Origin of the sequence: Mycobacterium sp. NPDC051804 (assembly GCF_044452905.1) — a bacterium.
Lineage (GTDB): Bacteria > Actinomycetota > Actinomycetes > Mycobacteriales > Mycobacteriaceae > Mycobacterium.
Genome location: NZ_JBITCD010000003.1, coordinates 419,053 through 439,032, shown reverse-complemented (window position 1 = coordinate 439,032; position 19,980 = coordinate 419,053). Strand labels below are relative to the sequence as shown.

Here is a 19,980-nt window from a genome sequence, read left to right as displayed (position 1 = left end):
TACGCCCGCGTTGCTGGCGTGTTCACCACGGATTGAGGTAGTCGCCTACGCATGTGTTGTCGACCCTGCGCTCGTAATTTTCCTGGTAGGAGCCCGGGCAGTTCGGGCCCACACGGTGGGAGAGAGCCATGATCAATCTGACGACGACTACTCGTCCGACATTCCACAAGACAGTCGTTCCGTCGCCGGTCGTGATCCCGGCCCCCTCGTCCGAGGGAACGACGTTGATCACCGAACAGCAGGTGCTGTTCGCTACCGCGGCTGCGGTGGCGGTGCCGCGCGTGCGCCCCAGCCACTGGTCCGCCGCGGTCAAGGCGATCTCGCACGCGATGACCACGGTCTTCACCGACTCACGTCCGTCGGCGCAGCGCTACCAGGCCCAGCGATTCACCTATCTCGAAAACGCGCTGATGTCGCGGGAGATGGGCCGGCTGTAGATCAGCTGGCCAGCCGCACGGGGCTGACCACCTCGGAGTACGCGGATGCGTCGCCGACCACGGTGCGGCTGCGCTGGCCATAGACATCGACCGGGATGTCGCCGGCCAGCGTGACCCGGTTGAGCCGCCGGTACTGGTCGTCGTAGTCCGATACGGCGTAGTGCTGAGTGGCCCGGTTGTCCCAGATCGCGAGGTCACCGGGCTGCCAGCTCCAGCGGATGGTGTTCTCCAGCTTGGTGATCCGCGCCTGGAACAGCCCGAATAGCGTCGCCGACTCGGTCGAGCTCAGACCGACGAAGTGCTTGACGAACTGGCCGAGCAGAAGGACGCGGTTTCCAGTCTCAGGATGCACCCGCACAACGGGGTGTTCGGTCTCGTAGTGGTCGGACACGAACTCCTCGCGATACTGGCGCACCGTGTCGGCCACGGTTGCGTCCCTGCGGTCGACGTCGGTGGCGTAGTCGTAGTCATTGGTGTGTACCGCCCACAGATTCTCGGCGAGCGCCCGCAGCGGATCCGGCAACCTGTTGTAGGCCGTCTCGGTGTTCGCCCACGTGGTGGTGCCGCCGTACTCGGGAAGTGAAATCGCACGCAGCAGTGATGCTTTCGGAACCCGGTCGACGAATGTGACGTCGGTGTGCCACGCGTTGGCTTTGTCGTAGCGGGAATCGATCGGGAGCAACTTCGTGCCACGAGAGGTCACCGTCGGGTGCGCGGTGGTCGGCGTACCGAGCTTGGCCGCCAGGGCGAGCTGACCGTCGTCGTCGAGTCGATGCTGCTCACGAAAAAAGATCACTTTGTGTTCGAGCAAGGCGGCGTTGATCTTTGAGGCGCTTACCGGATCGACGTCTGAACTGAGGTCGATACCGTCGATGCGCGCACCGATATTCGCGCCGAGCTTCACCACCCGCAACCCTGAGGTCATCGGTCCACCTCCAAACCGTCGAATGAACCCAGCACACGCTGGTCTTTGGGCGGCGGTCGGACAACTATTTTCCTCAGCACGAATCGAATTCACTTCTCGTTTGGTTTTGCTCGTGTGCGGGTACGGTCGGGCTGTGAATGCCCTGTGGGAGTACATCGCTGCCCACCATTCGCAGTTGTTGTTCGACTCCTACCAGCACGTCAGCGCGGTGGTGCAGAGCGTGCTCATCGCCACCATCGTCGGAGTGGCCGTCGGAGTGCTCACGTACCGCAATTCGCTGGCCTCCAACCTCGCCACAGCGACCTCTAGCGTCATCCTGACCGTGCCTGCGTTCGCGCTGCTGGGGCTGCTCATCCCGCTTTTCGGGCTCGGCGTGGTCCCCAGCGTCGCGGCCCTGGTGCTGTACTCGCTGCTGCCGATCATCCGCAACACGATCGTGGGCCTGAATGCCGTCGATCCCGCATTGACCGACGCCGCGCGTGGTCTCGGAATGGGCCGGCTCGCCACCCTGAGTCGCGTCGAGTTACGGCTGGTGTGGCCGTCGATCCTGTCGGCCATGCGCATCAGCACCCAGATGTCGATGGGCGTCCTGGCGATCGCCGCGTACGTCAAGGGGCCCGGCCTCGGCAACATCATCTTCGCGGGCCTGGCCAGAGTAGGCAGCCCGACCGCCATCCCCATGGCACTCACCGGAACCCTGCTCATCGTCATTCTGGCGCTGCTCCTCGATGGGATCTTGGTGCTCATCGGGCGCTTGACTACATCGAAAGGCATTCGGTGACAGCACAACTCGAGTCAGGAACGACGCAGCCGTCGAGCGGCGCGCAAATCGTCCTCGACCATGTTTCAAAGGTCTACCCAGGCTCCAAGGAACCAGCGGTCGACGACACCTCACTCGACATCCCCGCGGGTGAGATCGTAATTTTCGTCGGACCGTCAGGCTGCGGAAAGACCACGATGATGCGGATGATCAACCGACTCAGTGAACCGACGTCGGGACGGATCCTGATCGGTGACAAGGATGCGTTGTCCATCAAACCGACCGAGCTGAGACGGTCGATCGGCTATGCAATTCAGCAAGCAGGTTTGTTCCCGCACATGACGATTCGCCAGAATGTCGGCCTGGTGCCCGGTCTGTTGCGGTGGGAGCGCAAGAAGATCGCGGATCGCGTCGACGAACTACTCGATCTGGTCGGCCTCGACCCCGGTCAGTACGCAGACCGGTATCCGCGACAGCTGTCCGGTGGCCAGCAGCAGAGGGTCGGTGTAGCAAGAGCGCTGGCCGCAGATCCGCCGGTGCTGCTGATGGACGAGCCGTTCGGTGCCGTCGACCCGATCACGAGAAGCACACTGCAGGACGAACTTCTGCGGCTCCAATCCGAACTGCGCAAGACCATCGTGTTCGTCACGCATGACTTCGGGGAAGCGGTGAAACTCGGCGACCGGATCGCAGTGCTCGGGCAGCGGTCGAAGGTGCTGCAGTACGACACCCCGCAGGCGATTCTGGCCAGCCCGGCTGACGACACCGTCGCCGGGTTCGTCGGATCTGGCGCATCGCTGCGTCAGCTCAGCCTCGTGCGGGTCAAGGACGTCGAACTGCGGCCGCACCCCGCGGTGAACCGGGGCGATTCGCTCGAGAGCGTCCGAAATGTGTTGGCCAACAGCGAGTACGACTGGGTTGTCGTCGTCGATGATCGTGACCGGCCGGTGAACTGGGTGCGTTCGAGCCGCCTCCGGCACGCCCAGACGCTGGCCGATGCCTTTGAACCGCTGGACGTGGTCAGCACCCAGTCGACGCTCGAGGACGCGTTGGAGGCGATCCTCGCCGAGCAGCATGCTTCGGCGGTCGTCTCAGGACCAGGCAGCAAATACGCGGGTGTCGTGACACTGGATACGCTGATCGACACCATCACCCGGCTGCGATCCGAGGCCGAGTCGTCGGATGGTGACGAGTCGTGACCACCACCGTCGACAACGCCGCACCGAAGACGGCTGGAGCCGAGCGTCTTCGGTTGTTGATCCAGCCTGCGCTGGTGCTCGTCGTCGGCGCCGCGGTCATCTTCTGGGCGTTCGACCGAGATCTGACGGCCACCCAGCAGGAGAACATCAACGTCGGAAACGTTTCGGCGTTGATCTGGCAGCATCTGCTGATCACCTTCGCGGTGACCGCGATCGTGCTGGCGGTTGGCATCCCGCTCGGCGTCCTGGTGACGCGCCCGGGCGCGAAAGTATTGCGGCCGTTCTTCGTTGGTATCGCCAATATCGGCCAGGCGGCGCCCGCGATCGGTCTGCTGGTGCTGTTGTTTCTGTGGACCGCCAAGACGGGCTTCTGGATCGGGGTCCTGCCGATCGCCCTCTACTCACTGCTGCCCGTGCTTGCCAACACGATCCTCGGCCTCGATCAGGTGGACAAATCACTGATGGACGCTGGGCGCGGTCAGGGGATGGCGCGCAGCGCATTGCTGTTCAGAGTCGAACTGCCGCTGGCGATTCCGTACATCCTGGCTGGCCTGCGAACCTCACTGGTGATCGCGGTGGGCACGGCGACGCTGTCATTCCTGGTCAACGCCGGCGGGCTCGGAATCCTCATCGACACGGGCTACAAGCTGCAGGACAACGTGACGCTGATCCTGGGCAGTGTGCTTGCCGTGTGTCTTGCGCTGCTGGTCGATTGGTTCGGCGGCCTCGCGGAATATTTCCTCAACCCCAAGGGACTTCGCTGATGCGGCGCACCCTGGCCGTGGTCATCGCGACAGTGTGCGCGCTGACCGCATCGGCCTGCGGTCTCGGTTCGGGCGGCACCGTGCCCTTCATGGTGGGACCCGGTTCGATCAAGCCGAACGCAGCGTTGGAGGGCGTGAAGATCACCGTGGGCTCCAAGGAGTACACCGAGCAGGTGATCATGGGTTACATCCTCGAATACACCTTGGCGGCCGCAGGCGCCGACGTCCGGGATCTGACCGGGATCGTCGGGTCCCGCAGCACGCGCGAGGCGCAACTACGCGACCAGGTCGACGTGGCCTACGAGTTCACCGGCAACGCGTGGATCAACTACCTCGGCCATGAGAAGCCGATACCGGACAGCCGCGAGCAATACGAAGCGGTTCGCGACGAAGACCTCGAGCGCAACGACATGGTGTGGCTGCCACCGGGCCCGATGGACGATACGTACGCGCTGGCGGCCAGCAAGAGGGTCGTCGAACGCACCGGAGTGCGGACGCTGTCGCAGTATGCCGAGTTGGTCAGGACAAATCCCGCCGCTGCGAAAACCTGTGTGGACACCGAGTTCCGCGCCCGCCAGGACGGTTATCCCGGCATGGCCGCGGCCTACGGATTCGATCCCGCGCGGGCGCAGACACCCGTGCTGCAGGTCGGGATCATCTACCAGGCGACCGCGGACGGCGACCAGTGCGATTTCGGTGAGGTGTTCACCACCGACGGACGGATCGCCGCACTCGATCTGGTGGTGCTCACCGACGACAGACAGTTCTTCGCGCACTACAACCCGTCGGTGACGATGAAGCGCGAGTTCTTCGAGGCCCATCCGGAAATCGCGGAGGTCACAGCCCCGGTGACGGCTGCGCTCACCAACGACGCGATCATCGAGATGAACAAGCAGGTCGACGTCGAAGGTCGCGACCCGGCCGTCGTCGCCCGCGACTGGATGGTCGCCGAAGGCTTCGTCACCGAGCGGTGACGGCAATACCGCCAAAGCGTCAATTCACTCGTCGCCGAGGCGTACGGTGCCGCCAGGGCTAGGGGGTCGTGATGGCGCACAGGACACTGAATGTAGCGATCGTCGGGGCCGGTATGTCCGGCATCTGCATGGCGGCCAAACTGCAGGACGCCGGTATCGACACATTCACCATCTTCGAATCGGCTGACGAGGTCGGCGGCACGTGGCGCGACAACAGATATCCAGGGCTGCACTGCGATGTGCCGTCGCGCCTCTACACGTACTCATTCCGATCGAATCCCGAGTGGTCCCACGTCCTTCCGCCCGGAGCCGAAGTTCAGTCCTATTTCAGTCAGGTTGCAACGGAGCGTGGTTTTCGACCCCATATCCGGTTTGGCACGGAGGTGACCTCCGCTGAGTTCCGCGATGAGCAGTGGTGGATCACCACCGCCGCGGGGCAGGAACCGTTTGACATCCTCATCACAGCGACCGGAGTGTTACGCGTCCCGCGCTACCCGGATATCCCCGGCCTCGACACCTTCGCGGGGCCATCGTTTCACTCATCGCGATGGGACGATTCACTTTCACTGCCGGACAAGCGGATCGGGCTGATCGGGACAGGTTCTACCGGTGTTCAAATCACCGCCGCGCTCGGCGGCAACGTGCGAGGACTGACGATCTTTCAACGCACCCCGCAGTGGGTGTTCCCGTTCCCAAATCCGCAGTATTCACGGATCAGCAGAGCGGCACACCGGCGATTTCCCGCGATGAGCCGGATAGGTTACCGCGCATGGCAGCTCGTCTACGAGAAGTTTTTCTTCCAGGCGATGCTCACTCCGGGCTGGCAACGCCGGCTCATCTCCGCGATGTGCCGGTGGAACTTGAATTTTTCGGTGCGCGATCGTGAATTGCGCCGCAGGCTGACACCCGATTACCAAGCGATGTGCAAACGAATGGTCGCGGCGGGTCACTACTACCAATCAGTGCAGAAGAAAGGGGTAACTGTGGTCGATGACGCGATCGACCATATCGAGCCGAACGGGGTCGTGACGGCGGATGGCACTTTGCACGAAATCGACCTGCTTGTGCTCGCGACCGGGTTCGACGCACGTGCCTACGTTCGGCCGATGAACATCACTGGCGAGCACGGCGTGACCATCGACGAAGTATGGGCCGATGGACCGCACGCCTACCGCTCCATCGCGGTGCCGGGCTTTCCGAATTTATTCATGTTGATCGGGCCGCACTCGCCGATCGGCAATCAGTCGCTGGTGATCATCGCCGAGGATCAGGCCGATTACGCGATGTGGTGGATCAACGAGATCCGCGAGGGCCGCGTCTCCTTTGCCGCACCAACGGAGGTGGCAACCAAGGTCTACAACGAGCAGGTCAAAGCTGCTCTACCCGACACGGTTTGGGCGACTGGGTGCAAGAGCTGGTACATCGGCAAGGACGGTCTCCCAGAGCTTTTCCCATGGAACCCGGTGCGTCACCGCGAGTTGTTGGCCTCGCCTGAACTCGACGATTTCGACGTGCGAACCGCCTGAATGTGATGGCTGACACACTATCGGCTCTAGTGATCTGTCCCACACATGTTGCGCTTTTTCTGCCGTTTGAGCAGTACGTTCCAGACAACTACACGCGTGTGTAGTAAGCGATGTCAGGAAGGAACGACGATGTTCGAATTCATCGTTTTCGGCGCCCTCATGGTCGTGCTCGTCGGCGCACTCGGGCTGCTGCCGTACTCGCAGAGCACCTACGACCGCTGGAACCGCCACTAGCCCTGGCCCGGCCGGTAGGTGCCGAAGCACCACACGTTGCCGTGCGGGTCGCGCGCGGCGAATTCGCGTGAGCCGTAATCCTGGTCGGTCAACCCCATCACGATCTCGGCGCCGCCGGCGACCGCCCGGTCGTGCAGTGCGTCAGGGTCGTCGACCACCACATAGAGGACGACCGGCCCGGGCAGCGCAAATGGGCTGTCGGTGCGGTCCGCGTCATCGATCATCACCAGGCCGTTGCCGACCTTCAGTTCGGCATGCTTGAGCGGCTCGTCGGGTTCGGGTGGTACCACGAGGGTCGCAACGGCACCGAATGTCTTTTCAAGCCAACCGATCCCGGCACGCGGGTCACTGAAGGGCACGATCGGTACGGCGCCGTGAGTGGTCAGAGTATCTGTCATGACATCGACGCTAGGCCGACGCTGTTGCCCCGTCTTGGACGGAATTTACGCTCTGCGCCCGAAGCTCGGTGGGCGTGAGGTCGGCCAATTCCCGTACCTCGCGTGCCAGGTGTGCCTGATCGAAGAACCCGCACTCGACCGCGGCGCCGGCCCAGTCGATCGCCGGCCGAGCGGCCACCAAGGCTGTGAGCTGCTCGAACCGCACAATCCGGGAAACGAGTTTCGGCGGCAACCCGATGGCGTCGCGGTAGCGTGCGATGAGCCGCCGGTGACTCCAGCCCAATTCGGCGGCCAGGCTGGAAATCGAAACGGCTCCGTTGCTCTGGGTGATGCGGTGCATGGACCACGCGACTGCTGCGTCAACGGGCTCAGTGTCGGCGAGGCGCGCCCGGATCACAGCATCGATCAGCGCGAACCGCGCGGGCCAATCGGGTGCGTCCGCGACCCGCTGGACGAGTTCGGATCCGAATCGGCCGAACACGTCGTCGATGGGCACCGTCCGATTGGCCAGCTCGCTCATCGGCATACCGAGCAGCCGGCGGGCGCCCAGCGGTGTCAGATCGACCTGCAGGCAACGCGCGGACCCGCCGTGGCCGACCAGGACCGGCCCGTCGGTGATACCCGCGACAAACGAGTCGAGCCGCAGAGGTCCGGTCCGCGCGTGCTCCCGGTGCGCGACGGTCCAGCCCGCGTCGAGGTCGATGATGATCGGGACGAATGTGCACGGCAGTTCGCGGATCGTCGCGGGACTACCGCCTCGTTCGGTGTACCCCTCGTAGCGCAACACCACGCCGCGCAGCGACGGATGAGGAGCACCGGACGCGAACATCGCGCTCACCTGTCCCACGCTAGTCCGCAACCCGCAGAACGCGTGGGGTAGTAATGACGGGTGACTCCGCCGACTCAATTGCCGACGGTCTTGTTGTTGTCGACCTCCGATACCGACCTGATCACCGCCCGCGCGAGTGGCGCCGACTATCGATGGGCGAACCCGTCCCGGCTGGTCGACGGCGAGCTCGACGAGCTGGTTGTTAGTGCCGATGTCGTCGTGGTCCGCATTCTCGGGGGCTACCGCGCCTGGCAGGACGGCATCGATGGACTGGAGGCCACTGGCGTGCCGTTGATCGTGGTCAGCGGTGAGCAGTCGCCGGACGCCGAGTTGATGGGGCATTCCACGACGCCGGCGGGCGTCGCGCTGCAGGCGCACGTCTACTTGGCCAACGGCGGAGTCGAAAACCTTCGGCAGCTGCACGCATTCTTGTGCGACACGGTGTTGATGACCGGCTACGGCTTCGCGCCGCCGGTCACCACCCCGAACTGGGGCGTCTTGGAGCGCCCGTCCGCCGACGCGGACGGGCCCACCATCGCAGTGCTGTACTACCGCGCGCAGCACCTTGCCGGTAATACGGGCTATATCGAGGCTCTGTGTCAGGCCATCGACGACGCCGGAGGCAGGCCGCTTCCAGTGTTCTGCGCGTCGCTGCGCACAGCAGACGCCGAACTGCTGGAGTTGCTCGGCACCGCCGACGCGTTGATCACCACGGTGCTTGCCGCCGGCGGTTCCACTCCCGCCACGGTCTCGGCTGGCGGCAACGACGACAGCTGGAACGTCGCTCATCTGGCCGCTCTCGACACCCCGATCCTTCAGGGGCTGTGCCTGACCAGCTCGCGGTCGCAGTGGCGGGACAACGACGACGGGTTGTCGCCGCTCGACGTCGCGACCCAGGTCGCGGTACCCGAATTCGACGGACGCCTCATCACGGTCCCGTTCTCGTTCAAGGAAATTGACGACGAGGGCCTGATCTCTTATGTGGCCGACGCCGAGCGGTGTGCACGCGTTGCAGGCCTCGCGGTGCGCCACGCCCGTTTGCGCGCCATCGCGGCACCGCAGAAAAAGGTGGCGCTGGTGTTCTCGGCGTACCCCACCAAGCACGCCCGCATCGGCAACGCCGTCGGTCTGGACACCCCGGCCAGCGCCATCGCGCTGCTGCGAGCGATGCGCGATCACGGGTACCGCATCGACGACATTCCCGGCCTGGACGCCGGTGATGGAGACGCCTTGATTCACGCGTTGATCGAACGCGGCGGTCAGGATGTCGACTGGCTGACCGACGGTCAGCTCGCGGGCAATCCGATCCGCGTATCCGCCACGGAATATCGGGAATGGTTCGCCACGTTGCCCGCCGAGCTCACCGATGCCATGGTCGAGCACTGGGGTCCGCCGCCCGGCGAGTTGTTCGTCGACCGCAGTACCGATCCAGAGGGTGAGATCGTCATCGCCGCAATGCGGGCGGGCAACGTCGTGCTGATGGTTCAGCCGCCACGCGGTTTCGGAGACAATCCGGTGGCGATCTATCACGACCCGGACCTACCACCGAGCCATCACTATCTGGCCGCCTACCGCTGGCTGGACACGGTGTTCGGCGCTGACGCCGTTGTGCATCTGGGCAAGCACGGAAACCTCGAGTGGCTGCCGGGGAAGACGCTGGGCATGTCGTCGGCCTGCGGCACCGACGCCGCACTCGGTGACCTGCCGCTGATCTACCCGTTCCTGGTGAATGATCCGGGGGAGGGGACGCAGGCCAAACGCCGGGCACACGCCACGCTCGTCGACCACCTCATCCCGCCGATGGCCAGAGCCGAAACCTACGGGGATATCGCGCGTTTGGAACAGTTGCTCGACGAGCACGCCAACATCGCGGCGCTGGATCCCGGCAAGCTGCCCGCTATCCGCCAGCAGATCTGGACCCTTATGCGGGCGGCCAAGATGGATCACGATCTCGGGCTCGACGACCGGCCCGACGAAGACTCGTTTGACGACATGCTGCTGCATGTCGACGGCTGGCTGTGCGAGATCAAGGACGTACAGATCCGCGACGGACTGCACATTCTCGGCGAAAAGCCCACGGGCGACGCAGAAATCGACTTGGTGCTCGCGATCCTGCGCGCACGTCAGCTGTTCGGCGGCGACCAGAGCGTGCCTGGAGTTCGGCAGGCCCTTGGTCTGGCCGAGGACGGCCACGACGAGCGCACCGCGGTGGACACCGCCGAAGCAAAAGCCCGTGAACTCGTTGTGGCACTTGCGGCCTCGGGATGGGACCCCGGCGCCGTCGACGCCCTCACCGACAACGCCGACGTAGCGGCGATCCTGCGTTTCGCGGCAACCGAGGTGGTGCCGCGGCTGGCGGGCACCGAAGCCGAGATCCCGCAGATCCTGCGTGCGCTCGACGGTCGCTTCGTCCCAGCCGGACCATCGGGCTCGCCACTGCGTGGTCTTGTCAACGTGCTGCCCACCGGACGCAACTTCTACTCCGTCGACCCCAAGGCGGTGCCGTCCCGGCTCGCGTGGGAAACCGGTGTGGCAATGGCGGATTCGCTACTGGCGCGCTACCAGGAGGACCACGGCGACTGGCCGCGCTCGGTCGGGTTGTCGGTGTGGGGCACGTCGGCCATGCGCACCGCAGGTGACGACATCGCCGAGGTGCTGGCGCTGCTTGGCGTAAGGCCGGTATGGGACGACGCGTCGCGGCGGGTGGTGAACCTGGAGGCGATCGGGCTGACGGAACTCGGCAGGCCGCGCATCGACGTCACCGTGCGCATCTCAGGCTTCTTCCGCGACGCCTTCCCGCACGTCGTCACGATGCTCGACGACGCGGTGCAGCTCGTCGCGGGGCTCGACGAGGCTGCCGAGGACAACTACGTCCGCGCGCATTCGCAGGCTGATCTGGCTGAGCATGGCGATCAGAGGCGTTCGACCACAAGGATATTCGGCTCCAAGCCGGGCACCTATGGCGCGGGGCTGCTGCAGCTGATCGACAGCCGCAACTGGCGTGATGACGCCGACCTCGCGGAGGTCTACACGGCTTGGGGCGGCTTCGCGTACGGCCGCGGATTGGACGGCAGGCCGGCGGCCGACGACATGAACCAGAATTACCGGCGCATCGCGGTCGCGGCCAAGAACACCGACACCCGCGAGCACGACATCGCCGACTCCGACGACTACTTTCAGTACCACGGCGGCATGGTGGCGACGGTGCGCGCGCTGACCGGAAAGGCGCCCGCCGCCTATATCGGTGACAACACCCGGCCCGACGCGGTGCGCACCCGCACGCTATCGGAGGAGACCGCCCGCGTATTCCGCGCCCGCGTCGTCAACCCTCGGTGGATCAACGCGATGCGGCGGCACGGGTACAAGGGCGCTTTCGAGATGGCGGCCACCGTCGACTACCTGTTCGGCTACGACGCAACCGCGGGGGTGATGGCCGACTGGATGTACGAGCGCCTGTCGGCGGAGTACGTCCTCGACGGTGACAACCGCAAGTTCATGGCGGAGTCGAACCCGTGGGCGCTGCACGGCATGGCCGAACGCCTGCTGGAGGCGGCTGGGCGCGGCATGTGGGCACAGCCGGATCCCGCGACGCTCGACGGGCTGCGGCAGGTGCTGCTGGAGACCGAAGGCGAACTCGAGGGCTGACCGCTACGTTTGGATCCATGCCAGCGTCCTTCGCCGACCTCAAGAAGTCGGAATACGTCCTGCTGACCACGTTCACCAAGGATGGCCGGCCCAAGCCCACCGCGGTCTGGGCGCCTGCGGACGGTGACCGCCTCCTGGTCATCACGCAGGAGAAGTCGTGGAAGGTCAAGCGCATCCGGAACACCCCGCGCGTGACGATCGCGGAGTGCGACCGCAGCGGAAATCCGAAGGGGGAGGCCGTCGAGGCAGTCGCCGCGATCCTGGACAAGTCGGCAAACGGCCACACCTACGATCTGATCGGCAGTCGCTACGGGCTGCTGGGAAAGACGTTCAACGTGTTCTCGAAGCTGCGCGGCGGCATGAAGAACAACGTGACGATCGAGCTGAAGGCTGCGTAGTCCGCTGCGAAGGTTTTGAGCAGCCGATCATCGGGTATTCTTGCGCATCGTTTGTGCATCGAAAGAGGAACACTACCCATGGCTGACACTTTTGAGGACGTCGCGCGGTCCAAGTACCTGATCCTGACGACGTTCACCAAGGACGGCAGACCAAAGCCGACAACCGTGTGGGGCGTCTACGAAGACGGCAAGCTGCTGATTTCCACCGACGACGGCTCGTGGAAGACCAAACGCATCAACAACACGCCCCGGGTGACCGTCCAGCGGGCCTACGCGATCGGAAACAAGCCGAAGGGCGAGCCGGTCAAGGCAGTAGCCCGGAATCTGCCGAAGTCGGAGAACCGCAAGGTCTTCGACAAGGTCACCAGGAAATACTGGTGGCACGCGTGGTGGTGGATTCCGCAGGCGATCGTGCGCGGGGGAGTCGACAAGGTGCACAGCGCCATCGAGGTGGCACCGGCCGCGTAGCCGATCTACAGGCTCCGCCACGTCAGAGCGCTTCGGTTGGCTCTGGGTTGTTGCCCAGCCGGGGTGCCCGCTCCCTGTTTCACCAGATCGTCGAGGGCTGCACCATTTCGCATCTCTGCCAGCAGACAGTCGGGGTCGAAAGTAACTCCAACCGGATTGTCGGCGAATGCTGCGGTATCGAAGAATTCGGCGGTAGACGCCGCTGTCGCGAAATTTTCGACCTGAAACTCGAGTCGGACGCCGTCGGGATCCTCGTAGTAGAGCGACGTGGTGGGACCATGGTTGATGGCCCACACCGGCGTGATCCCGACAGCCTTGAGTCGCTCGTAGGTGACGAGTAGACGCTCCAACGTCGGGACGGTGAAACCGATGTGATCGATGCCGTAGAACTTGCGGCGCAACTTCGCGAGCGGTAACAGGTACCGCAGCACCGTCGGGACCCTGAGCAACGCTAGGCGGTGACTCTCGGAATCCCAAGTCAGGAACGTGAGCCGGTTGTCCTGATGGACGATGCGAGCTCCGAAAACGATGCCGTACCAGGCGACCATCTCCTCCATACGTGCGGTCTTGACCACCCAGTGAGCGATATAGCCGGGGCCCAGTCCTTCGTCATCGATGGCCATCGTCACCTCCCTTCGGATGAAGGCATTGTCAGGCCATGGCCGTTCATCTGGCAGGTCTTTGTAGATTCGACTCGCGGAACCCGGGGCACCATCCCGGACGTTGCGCATTACATGGCGATGCGGCTGTTTCTCCTCTATACGGTCATCGAGCTGGCGGTCATCGTGGCCCTGGTGTCGACGATCGGCTTCGGCTGGACTGTGTTGCTGCTCCTCGGCGCCTTTGTGGTCGGCATCGCATTGGCCGGATCGCAGGTCAAACGGCACTTCCGACGCCTGCGCTCCGGACTGGACCCAGCCTCGATGCACGGTGCGGCGGCCGACAGCGTACTCGTCGCACTGGGCACAGTGCTCGTCTTCATCCCCGGGCTGGCCAGCTCCGTCGTCGGCGCCCTGCTCCTGCTCCCGCCGACCCGAGCGGCCGCACGCCCCATGGTGGCGGCCATGGCCGCACGCCGGATGCCGCTGATCACCGTCGCGGGAGCCACCGGATATACCGCGCCGAGAGGCGACTACATTGACGGCGAGGTCATCGATGTCACCGATATCGAACCTCCAGCCCTGGAGCGCAAACCCGAGTAAGTGACGACCCTCCTTCTCAACGGCCGGGTGCATACCCCGGCGATGCCTGACGCGTCCGCCATGGCGGTACGCGACGGCGTCGTGGCGTGGCTGGGCAGTGATGACGTGGGGCGCGCGCAGTTTCCCGACGCGCAGATCGTCGACCTCGACGGCGCCTTCGTCGCGCCGGCCTTCGTCGACAGCCACGTTCACCTCACCGCGACCGGGCTGACCCTGGCCGGGCTGGACCTGCGTGCGGCGACCTCGCTGCGGCAATGCATGGAACTGCTCGGCGAGTACGCCCGCACCCACCCCGACGGTGCGGTGTGGGGGCACGGCTGGGACGAATCCAGCTGGCCCGAAGGGACGCCGCCGAGCACCGCCGATGTTGACAAAGCCGTCGGCGGCAGGCCCGCCTACCTGGCCCGAGTCGACGTCCACTCGGCAGTCGCCTCGACCGCACTACGCCGATTGACGTCGGGTCTGTCTGACGCGCATGGTTTTTCCGAGCACCAGCCGCTGACCGCCGACGCACACCATCTGATCCGCGCCGCCGCGCGGGACGGGCTGACGGCAGAGCAGCGGCGGCACGCGCAGCTGACCGCTCTTGACAGCGCCGCCGCGCTTGGCATCGTCGCGGTGCACGAATGCGCGGGTCCGGACATCGGTGGCCTCGCCGATTGGGACGAGGTGCGTGGCATCGAGCACGGCGTGGAGGTCGTCGGTTACTGGGGTCAAGCCGTGCGCAGCGCCGCTGAAGCGCGGGACCTGATCACCCGCACCGGCGCCCACGGGCTGGCCGGCGACCTGTTCGTCGACGGCGCTCTTGGCTCGCGCACCGCGTGGCTGCACCGGCCCTACAGTGACGCCCCCGACTGTTGCGGCAACGCCTATCTCGATACCGATGCCATCGCGGCACACCTGCGCGCCTGCACCGAGGCGCGGATAACCGCGGGGTTTCACGTGATCGGCGACGCGGCCGTCGGTGCCGTCGTCGACGCCTTCGAGCGCGTCGTCGAGGAGTTCGGCGCACCCGCAGTCGCCGGTTGCGGGCACCGACTCGAGCACCTCGAGATGGTCACCGAGGATCAGGCGCACCGCCTCGGCGTGTGGGGTGTGCTCGCCAGCGTGCAGCCCAATTTCGATGCGCTGTGGGGTGGCGAACACGGCATGTACGCCCACCGACTCGGCGCCGACCGGTCAAGATCGTTGAATCCCTTTGCGCTGCTAGCATCCCAAGGCGTGCCACTCGCTTTCGGCTCCGACAGCCCCGTCACCAGCATGAATCCGTGGTCGACGGTGCGTGCGGCGACACATCATCAGACCCACGGCAGCGCACTGTCCGCGCGTGCGGCGTTTGCGGCGGCCACCCGGGGCGCCTGGCGCGCCGCCGGGGTCCGGGACGGCGCGACCGGCACCCTCGTTCCCGGGGCACCGGCAAGCTACGCCGTGTGGGAGGCCGACGAACTAGAGGTCAGTGCACCTACCGACGCGGTGCAGCGCTGGTCGACGGATTCGCGCTCGCGAGTGCCCGCCCTGCCACGCCTCGACGACACACTGCCGCGCTGCCGCCAGACCGTGCACCGAGGGGTCGTCATTCATGGCTGACGACGCGCGTCCCGCCGCGCTCGACGACGATGCCGGCAGCGTAGCCGCCGAGCGCCCGTCGCGGGCAAAGCGTTTAGGCCACGGCGTGATCGACCGCCTACCGCAGCTGAGCGTCGCGATCGTCGCCGGCCTGGCGCTGTGCCTGAGCTTCCCGCCGTTCGGCTGGTGGTATCTGGCTTTCCCGGCGTTCGCGCTGCTGTCGTGGGCGCTGACCCGTGAAACAACCACTGTTGCAGGCGGATTCGGATACGGATTCCTTTTCGGGCTGGCGTTCTACCTACCGCTGCTGCCTTGGATCAGCGGATTCGTTGGTCCCATTCCGTGGATTGCACTGTGCATTCTCGAGGCGCTGTTCCCTGCGTTGTTCGGCGCCTTGGCGGTAGTGGTTCGGCGGCTGCCGGGATGGCCGCTGTGGTTCGCAGGCCTCTGGGCCGTCCAAGAGTGGCTCAAGTCGACCGTTCCGTTTGGGGGATTCCCTTGGGGCGTGGTGGCTTACAGCCAGACGGACGGACCGGTGGTGTCACTCGCGCAGGTCGGTGGCGCACCGCTGTTGTCGTTCGCTGTGGTGCTGATCGGATTCAGCTTGGCTGCAATCACTCTGGAGATCGTGAAGTGGTGGCGTCTCGGCACCACCAAGACCGCCGGGCCGCCCGCTGTGGTGATACCCGGCGCATGCATCGCTGTCGTGCTGTTGCTGACCGCACTCGTCTGGCCTCAGGTCAGACACTCGGGTGTGGGCGCGGCCGACGAACAGCCGATCACGGTGGCCGCGGTTCAGGGGAACGTGCCCCGACTGGGTCTGGAATTCAACGCCCAGCGTCGCGCGGTGTTGGACAACCACGTTCGCGAGACGGTCCGGCTGGCCGACGATGTGCGCGCGGGCCGGGCGCAGCAGCCGATGTTCGTCATCTGGCCGGAGAACTCCTCAGACATCGATCCGCTGGCCAATCCGGACGCGAATCGGGAGATCTCGGCGGCGGCAGACGCAATCGATGCACCGATCCTGGTCGGAAGCGTCGTGGCGGCGCCGGGTTACACGCGGGATAACCCGATCTCGAACAATTCGGTGATCGTGTGGAACCCCGAGACCGGCCCGGCCGAACGCCACGACAAGAAGATCGTCCAGCCGTTCGGCGAGTACCTTCCGTGGCGCAGCTTCTTCCGTCTGCTGTCGCCCTACGCCGACCGCGCCGGCTACTTCATCCCTGGGAGCGGCAACGGCGTGGTGGACGCCGCCGGCGTTCCCATCGGCGTTGCCACCTGCTGGGAGGTGATCTTCGACCGAGCCCCTCGCGAGTCGGTGCGCAACGGCGCACAGATCCTGGCCGTCCCCACGAACAACGCCACTTTCGACGAGGCGATGAGCCGGCAGCAACTCGCCTTCGCGCGGCTGCGCGCCGTAGAGCACGACAGGTACGTCATCGTCGCGGGAACGACCGGTATCAGCGCGGTCATCGCCCCGGACGGACGTGAGCTTGCCCGCACTGAGTTCTTCGAACCCGCCTACCTCGACACGCAGGTCCGGCTGAAGACCCAGCTCACGGCGGCCACACGGTGGGGTCCGCTGGTCGAGGGCGCGCTGGCCGCAATCGGCGTTGGGGCTCTGGTTGCCGCGATGCTGCACAATGGGAGGTTCGTCCGTCGGCTAGGAACGGCGACGAAAGATAGAGGAGCTAAATGACGACGGGCCCAGGCCCCGGGGATCGCCCAAGTCAGCACACGCTGGTCATCATCCCCACCTACAACGAGCGGGAAAACCTGCCGTTGATTGTCGGACGCGTGCAGAACGCGTGTCCGGACGTGCACATCTTGGTCGTCGACGACGGCAGCCCAGATGGCACCGGTGAGTTGGCCAACGAGTTGGCGCTCGCAGATCCAGACCGCGTGCACGTGATGCACCGGGCCGGCAAGGGCGGCCTCGGAGCGGCGTATCTGGCTGGGTTCGAGTGGGGCTTGGGACGTCAGTACGCGGTCCTAGTCGAGATGGATGCCGACGGCAGCCACCCGCCGGAGCAGCTGCACCGCCTCCTGGACAGCATCGACAACGGTGCAGACCTCGTCATCGGTTCGCGCTACGTCAAGGGCGGCGAGACGAAGAACTGGCCGCGGCGACGTCAGGCGTTGTCGCGTACGGCAAACGGCTATGCCCGCGTGGTGCTCGGTGTCGACATCCACGACATCACCGCCGGCTATCGCGCATACCGGCGCGAGGTGCTGGAGAAGATCGACCTGTCGGCCGTCGACTCGAAGGGTTACTGCTTCCAGATCGACTTGACGTGGCGCACCATCAACAACGGTTTCCTCGTGGTCGAGGTTCCGATCACCTTCACCGAGCGCGAGTTCGGGCAATCCAAGATGAGCGGATCCAACATCCGCGAGGCGCTTTTCAAGGTCGCGGAGTGGGGTTTCCGCGGGCGTTTCGATCGCGCGCGCGGCGTCGGTGTGACGCGCTAGCCAGTCACGCCCACCAATTCAGCACGGCGGCGAGCCGCCAGTTCAGCACGGCGGCGGGCCGCCAATTCAGCCGCGGCGGCGGGCCTTGATGATGTCGAGGCGTTCCTTCAGCAGTTCTTCGAGTTCATCGACGGACCGGCGCTCCAGGAGCATGTCCCAGTGAGTGCGCGGCGGCTTGGTCTTCTTGGGCTCCGGCGCGTCACCCTCGATCAGGGTGCCTTCCATGCCGTTGCGGCACAGCCAGGTGTGGGGGATCTCGGCGTCGTCGGCGAACGGGACGTCGAACTCCTCGCCGTTGTCGGTGCGATAGCGAGCAACCTGACGAGGCGCAAGGTCGTGGTTACGGTCGGTCTCGTAGCTCACGGCCCCGAGACGACTGCCCCTCAAGACGCGATCAGCCATGGTCCACACTCCTCAATCAATGCATGTTGTCCGGAGAATCAACGCAGCGGCAAGACACGCAGTTCCCGACTCGGCCATTGATGATACCGGGATTCTTGGGCCACCCCGTTTACAGTCGGGTCCGTGGTCCGTCGTCTTCGTTCTCAACCGTGTCGCTGGTGCGGGCGTGAAGTCGCCGATGCCGGGATGGGCCGACGTAGGCAATACTGCAGGCAGTCGTGCCGTCAGCGGGCCTACGAGCAGCGGTCCATCGTGCGGGGCACGTCACTTGCACCGGACGCCGTGGTGCTGACCGCCGACGAGGCCGCCGAACTCGCCGATCGCGTCTACCAGGTCAGATGCGCCGCCGAGGACGTGTCCACCGCCGTCGAGGAAGGTGCTGACGGCACAGAGTTGAGGCAGCTGTGTGACGCGCTGATGCGCGCGGCCAAAGCGGCCGACGGCTGGCGCTAGTTTCGAACCTCCTTTGGGTGTCGCTCGTCGTTACGATGACCTGCAAACCTCCCCGATGGGACCCGCCGTGACCTTGTCAACACCTGAGTCGATGCCCACCTCGGCCGGCGTGTGGCGGTTCGAAGAGTTCGTGCTGGACACGCAGCGCTACGAGTTGCGCTCGGGCGGTGACCTGATTCGCGTCGAGCCCCAGGTGTTCGACGTGCTGACCCAGCTGGTGAGCAATGCGCACCGGTTCGTGTCGAAAGAGGAACTGTTCGACTCGGTGTGGGGCGGACGCTTTGTCACCGAGGCCGCGTTGACGAGCCGCATCAAGGCCGCGCGCCGCGCGCTGGGCGATGACGGCGAATCGCAGCGCTTCATCAGGACTGTTCGCGGGCGCGGCTATCAATTCGTCGGCACCCTCACCACCGACGAGCCGTCGGCACCACCGCCGCAGAAGCCCTCAGAGGTTCCCGACGAGCCACCGCCACCGCGTCAGCACATCGCGTTCTGCAAGGCCGCCGATGGTGTGCGGCTCGCCTACGCCGTGGCCGGCGAAGGGCCACCGCTCGTCCGGGCGGCGAACTGGATGACCCATCTCGGGTACGACATCGAAAGTCCGGTGTGGAAGCACTGGGTGCGCGAACTATCCAGTAACCGCCAATTCATTCGTTACGACGAGCGAGGGTGTGGCCTATCGGATTGGGATGCAACAGATTTCACGTTCGACGACTGGGTCACCGATCTGGAATCGGTGGTGGAGGCGCTTGGCCTGGAACGCTTTCCGCTGCTCGGCGTGTCACAGGGAGGCGCGGTCGCGGTGGCGTATGCGGCCCGTCACCCCGAGCGGGTCAGCCGTCTGGTGCTGTGCAGCGCGTACGCCCGAGGCCGCGCGGTGCGCGCGTCAGGCGACGACGAAAAACGGGCCGCGGCGCTCGATCTGGAACTCGCGCGTGTTGGCTGGGGTCGTGACGATCCGGCGTTCCGACAGGTGTTCGCCGCGCAGTTCATTCCCGACGGAACGCGTGCCGACTGGGCCGCATTCGACCAGTTGCAGCGGCGCACCACGTCACCGGAGAATGCGGTGCGGTTCCTCGAGGAGTTCGGGCGCATCGATGTCCGCGATCTGGCGCGTGAGGTTTCGTGCCCGACGCTGATCATGCACGCGCGTGACGATCATCGGGTCCCGTTGCGCTTCGGCGAGGAACTGGCATCGCTGATTCCGGACTCTCGCCTGGTCGCGTTGTCCAGCAACAACCATCTGCTGACAGCAACGGAGCCGGCGTGGCAAGTGTTCCGGGCCGAGCTCGACGAGTTTCTGGCCGTCTGAATCATCGCTCGCA

General features: G+C 65.2%; 20 protein-coding genes. 15 read left to right on the top strand and 5 right to left on the bottom strand.

What is annotated here, in order from left to right; all coding sequences use genetic code 11:
* Positions 1-128: 128 nt before the first annotated feature.
* Positions 129-437, top strand: a complete 309-nt coding sequence (locus tag ACIA48_RS13180) for a hypothetical protein (protein WP_396731670.1) — start codon at positions 129-131, stop codon at positions 435-437.
* Position 438: 1 nt separating this feature from the next.
* Here ACIA48_RS13180 and ACIA48_RS13175 read toward each other — a convergent pair whose 3' ends face one another.
* Positions 439-1,362 carry a TauD/TfdA dioxygenase family protein gene (locus ACIA48_RS13175; protein WP_396731668.1) on the bottom strand — a complete coding sequence of 308 codons (924 nt, stop codon included), beginning with the start codon at positions 1,360-1,362 and terminating at the stop codon, positions 439-441.
* A gap of 133 nt (positions 1,363-1,495) precedes the next feature.
* Here ACIA48_RS13175 and ACIA48_RS13170 point away from each other — a divergent pair, with 133 nt between their 5' ends.
* From ACIA48_RS13170 to ACIA48_RS13150, 5 genes are all read left to right on the top strand, one after another.
* Positions 1,496-2,143, top strand: a complete 648-nt coding sequence (locus ACIA48_RS13170) for an ABC transporter permease (protein ID WP_396731665.1) — start codon at positions 1,496-1,498, stop codon at positions 2,141-2,143.
* On the top strand, positions 2,140-3,321 hold the full coding sequence (locus ACIA48_RS13165; protein WP_396731662.1) for an ABC transporter ATP-binding protein: 1,182 nt from the start codon (positions 2,140-2,142) through the stop codon (positions 3,319-3,321). The genes ACIA48_RS13170 and ACIA48_RS13165 overlap by 4 nt, the downstream gene beginning before the upstream one ends.
* Positions 3,318-4,085 carry an ABC transporter permease gene (locus ACIA48_RS13160; RefSeq protein ID WP_396731659.1) on the top strand — a complete coding sequence of 256 codons (768 nt, stop codon included), beginning with the start codon at positions 3,318-3,320 and terminating at the stop codon, positions 4,083-4,085. The genes ACIA48_RS13165 and ACIA48_RS13160 overlap by 4 nt, the downstream gene beginning before the upstream one ends.
* Positions 4,085-5,059 (top strand): glycine betaine ABC transporter substrate-binding protein, encoded by a 975-nt coding sequence (locus ACIA48_RS13155; protein WP_396731656.1) that lies wholly within the window; start codon positions 4,085-4,087, stop codon positions 5,057-5,059. The genes ACIA48_RS13160 and ACIA48_RS13155 overlap by 1 nt, the downstream gene beginning before the upstream one ends.
* A gap of 71 nt (positions 5,060-5,130) precedes the next feature.
* A complete protein-coding gene (locus tag ACIA48_RS13150; RefSeq protein ID WP_396731654.1) occupies positions 5,131-6,585 on the top strand; it encodes a flavin-containing monooxygenase in 1,455 nt (484 codons plus the stop codon).
* 230 nt (positions 6,586-6,815) lie between these two features.
* Here the strand turns inward: ACIA48_RS13150 and ACIA48_RS13145 are convergent, their stop codons facing one another.
* On the bottom strand, positions 6,816-7,217 hold the full coding sequence (locus ACIA48_RS13145; RefSeq protein ID WP_396731652.1) for a VOC family protein: 402 nt from the start codon (positions 7,215-7,217) through the stop codon (positions 6,816-6,818).
* A gap of 10 nt (positions 7,218-7,227) precedes the next feature.
* A complete protein-coding gene (locus ACIA48_RS13140) occupies positions 7,228-8,046 on the bottom strand; it encodes a helix-turn-helix domain-containing protein (RefSeq protein WP_396732797.1) in 819 nt (272 codons plus the stop codon).
* A 78-nt stretch (positions 8,047-8,124) separates the two neighbouring features.
* Between ACIA48_RS13140 and cobN the strand changes: the two genes are divergently transcribed.
* The 3 genes from cobN to ACIA48_RS13125 all read left to right on the top strand — a co-directional run bounded on the left by cobN (position 8,125) and on the right by ACIA48_RS13125 (position 12,557).
* Positions 8,125-11,691, top strand: a complete 3,567-nt coding sequence (gene cobN / locus ACIA48_RS13135; protein ID WP_396732794.1) for a cobaltochelatase subunit CobN — start codon at positions 8,125-8,127, stop codon at positions 11,689-11,691.
* Between the two features lie 17 nt (positions 11,692-11,708).
* Positions 11,709-12,089 (top strand): PPOX class F420-dependent oxidoreductase, encoded by a 381-nt coding sequence (locus ACIA48_RS13130; RefSeq protein WP_396731649.1) that lies wholly within the window; start codon positions 11,709-11,711, stop codon positions 12,087-12,089.
* A 78-nt stretch (positions 12,090-12,167) separates the two neighbouring features.
* Positions 12,168-12,557, top strand: coding sequence for a PPOX class F420-dependent oxidoreductase (locus ACIA48_RS13125; protein ID WP_396731647.1), 390 nt, complete (start codon positions 12,168-12,170; stop codon positions 12,555-12,557).
* A 5-nt stretch (positions 12,558-12,562) separates the two neighbouring features.
* Here ACIA48_RS13125 and ACIA48_RS13120 read toward each other — a convergent pair whose 3' ends face one another.
* The gene (locus ACIA48_RS13120) at positions 12,563-13,180 is read right to left on the bottom strand and encodes a VOC family protein (protein ID WP_396731645.1); all 618 of its coding nucleotides are present in this window, start codon (positions 13,178-13,180) and stop codon (positions 12,563-12,565) included.
* A gap of 111 nt (positions 13,181-13,291) precedes the next feature.
* Here ACIA48_RS13120 and ACIA48_RS13115 point away from each other — a divergent pair, with 111 nt between their 5' ends.
* The 4 genes from ACIA48_RS13115 to ACIA48_RS13100 are packed head-to-tail and all read left to right on the top strand — an operon-like array spanning position 13,292 to position 17,800.
* On the top strand, positions 13,292-13,759 hold the full coding sequence (locus ACIA48_RS13115) for an FxsA family protein (protein ID WP_396731643.1): 468 nt from the start codon (positions 13,292-13,294) through the stop codon (positions 13,757-13,759).
* A complete protein-coding gene (locus tag ACIA48_RS13110) occupies positions 13,760-15,346 on the top strand; it encodes an amidohydrolase (RefSeq protein WP_396731640.1) in 1,587 nt (528 codons plus the stop codon).
* A complete protein-coding gene (lnt, locus tag ACIA48_RS13105; RefSeq protein WP_396731638.1) occupies positions 15,339-17,027 on the top strand; it encodes an apolipoprotein N-acyltransferase in 1,689 nt (562 codons plus the stop codon). Before ACIA48_RS13110 ends, lnt begins: the two co-directional genes overlap by 8 nt.
* On the top strand, positions 17,024-17,800 hold the full coding sequence (locus ACIA48_RS13100) for a polyprenol monophosphomannose synthase (RefSeq protein WP_396731636.1): 777 nt from the start codon (positions 17,024-17,026) through the stop codon (positions 17,798-17,800). The genes lnt and ACIA48_RS13100 overlap by 4 nt, the downstream gene beginning before the upstream one ends.
* A gap of 66 nt (positions 17,801-17,866) precedes the next feature.
* On the opposite strand, the gene ACIA48_RS13095 is transcribed toward ACIA48_RS13100, so the two are convergent.
* A complete protein-coding gene (locus ACIA48_RS13095; RefSeq protein WP_006245254.1) occupies positions 17,867-18,202 on the bottom strand; it encodes an RNA polymerase-binding protein RbpA in 336 nt (111 codons plus the stop codon).
* Positions 18,203-18,325: 123 nt separating this feature from the next.
* Here ACIA48_RS13095 and ACIA48_RS13090 point away from each other — a divergent pair, with 123 nt between their 5' ends.
* Together ACIA48_RS13090 and ACIA48_RS13085 are read left to right on the top strand one after the other, a co-directional pair.
* Positions 18,326-18,655, top strand: coding sequence for a hypothetical protein (locus tag ACIA48_RS13090; RefSeq protein ID WP_396731632.1), 330 nt, complete (start codon positions 18,326-18,328; stop codon positions 18,653-18,655).
* A gap of 55 nt (positions 18,656-18,710) precedes the next feature.
* On the top strand, positions 18,711-19,967 hold the full coding sequence (locus ACIA48_RS13085; protein WP_396731630.1) for an alpha/beta fold hydrolase: 1,257 nt from the start codon (positions 18,711-18,713) through the stop codon (positions 19,965-19,967).
* Positions 19,968-19,980 lie beyond the last annotated feature (13 nt).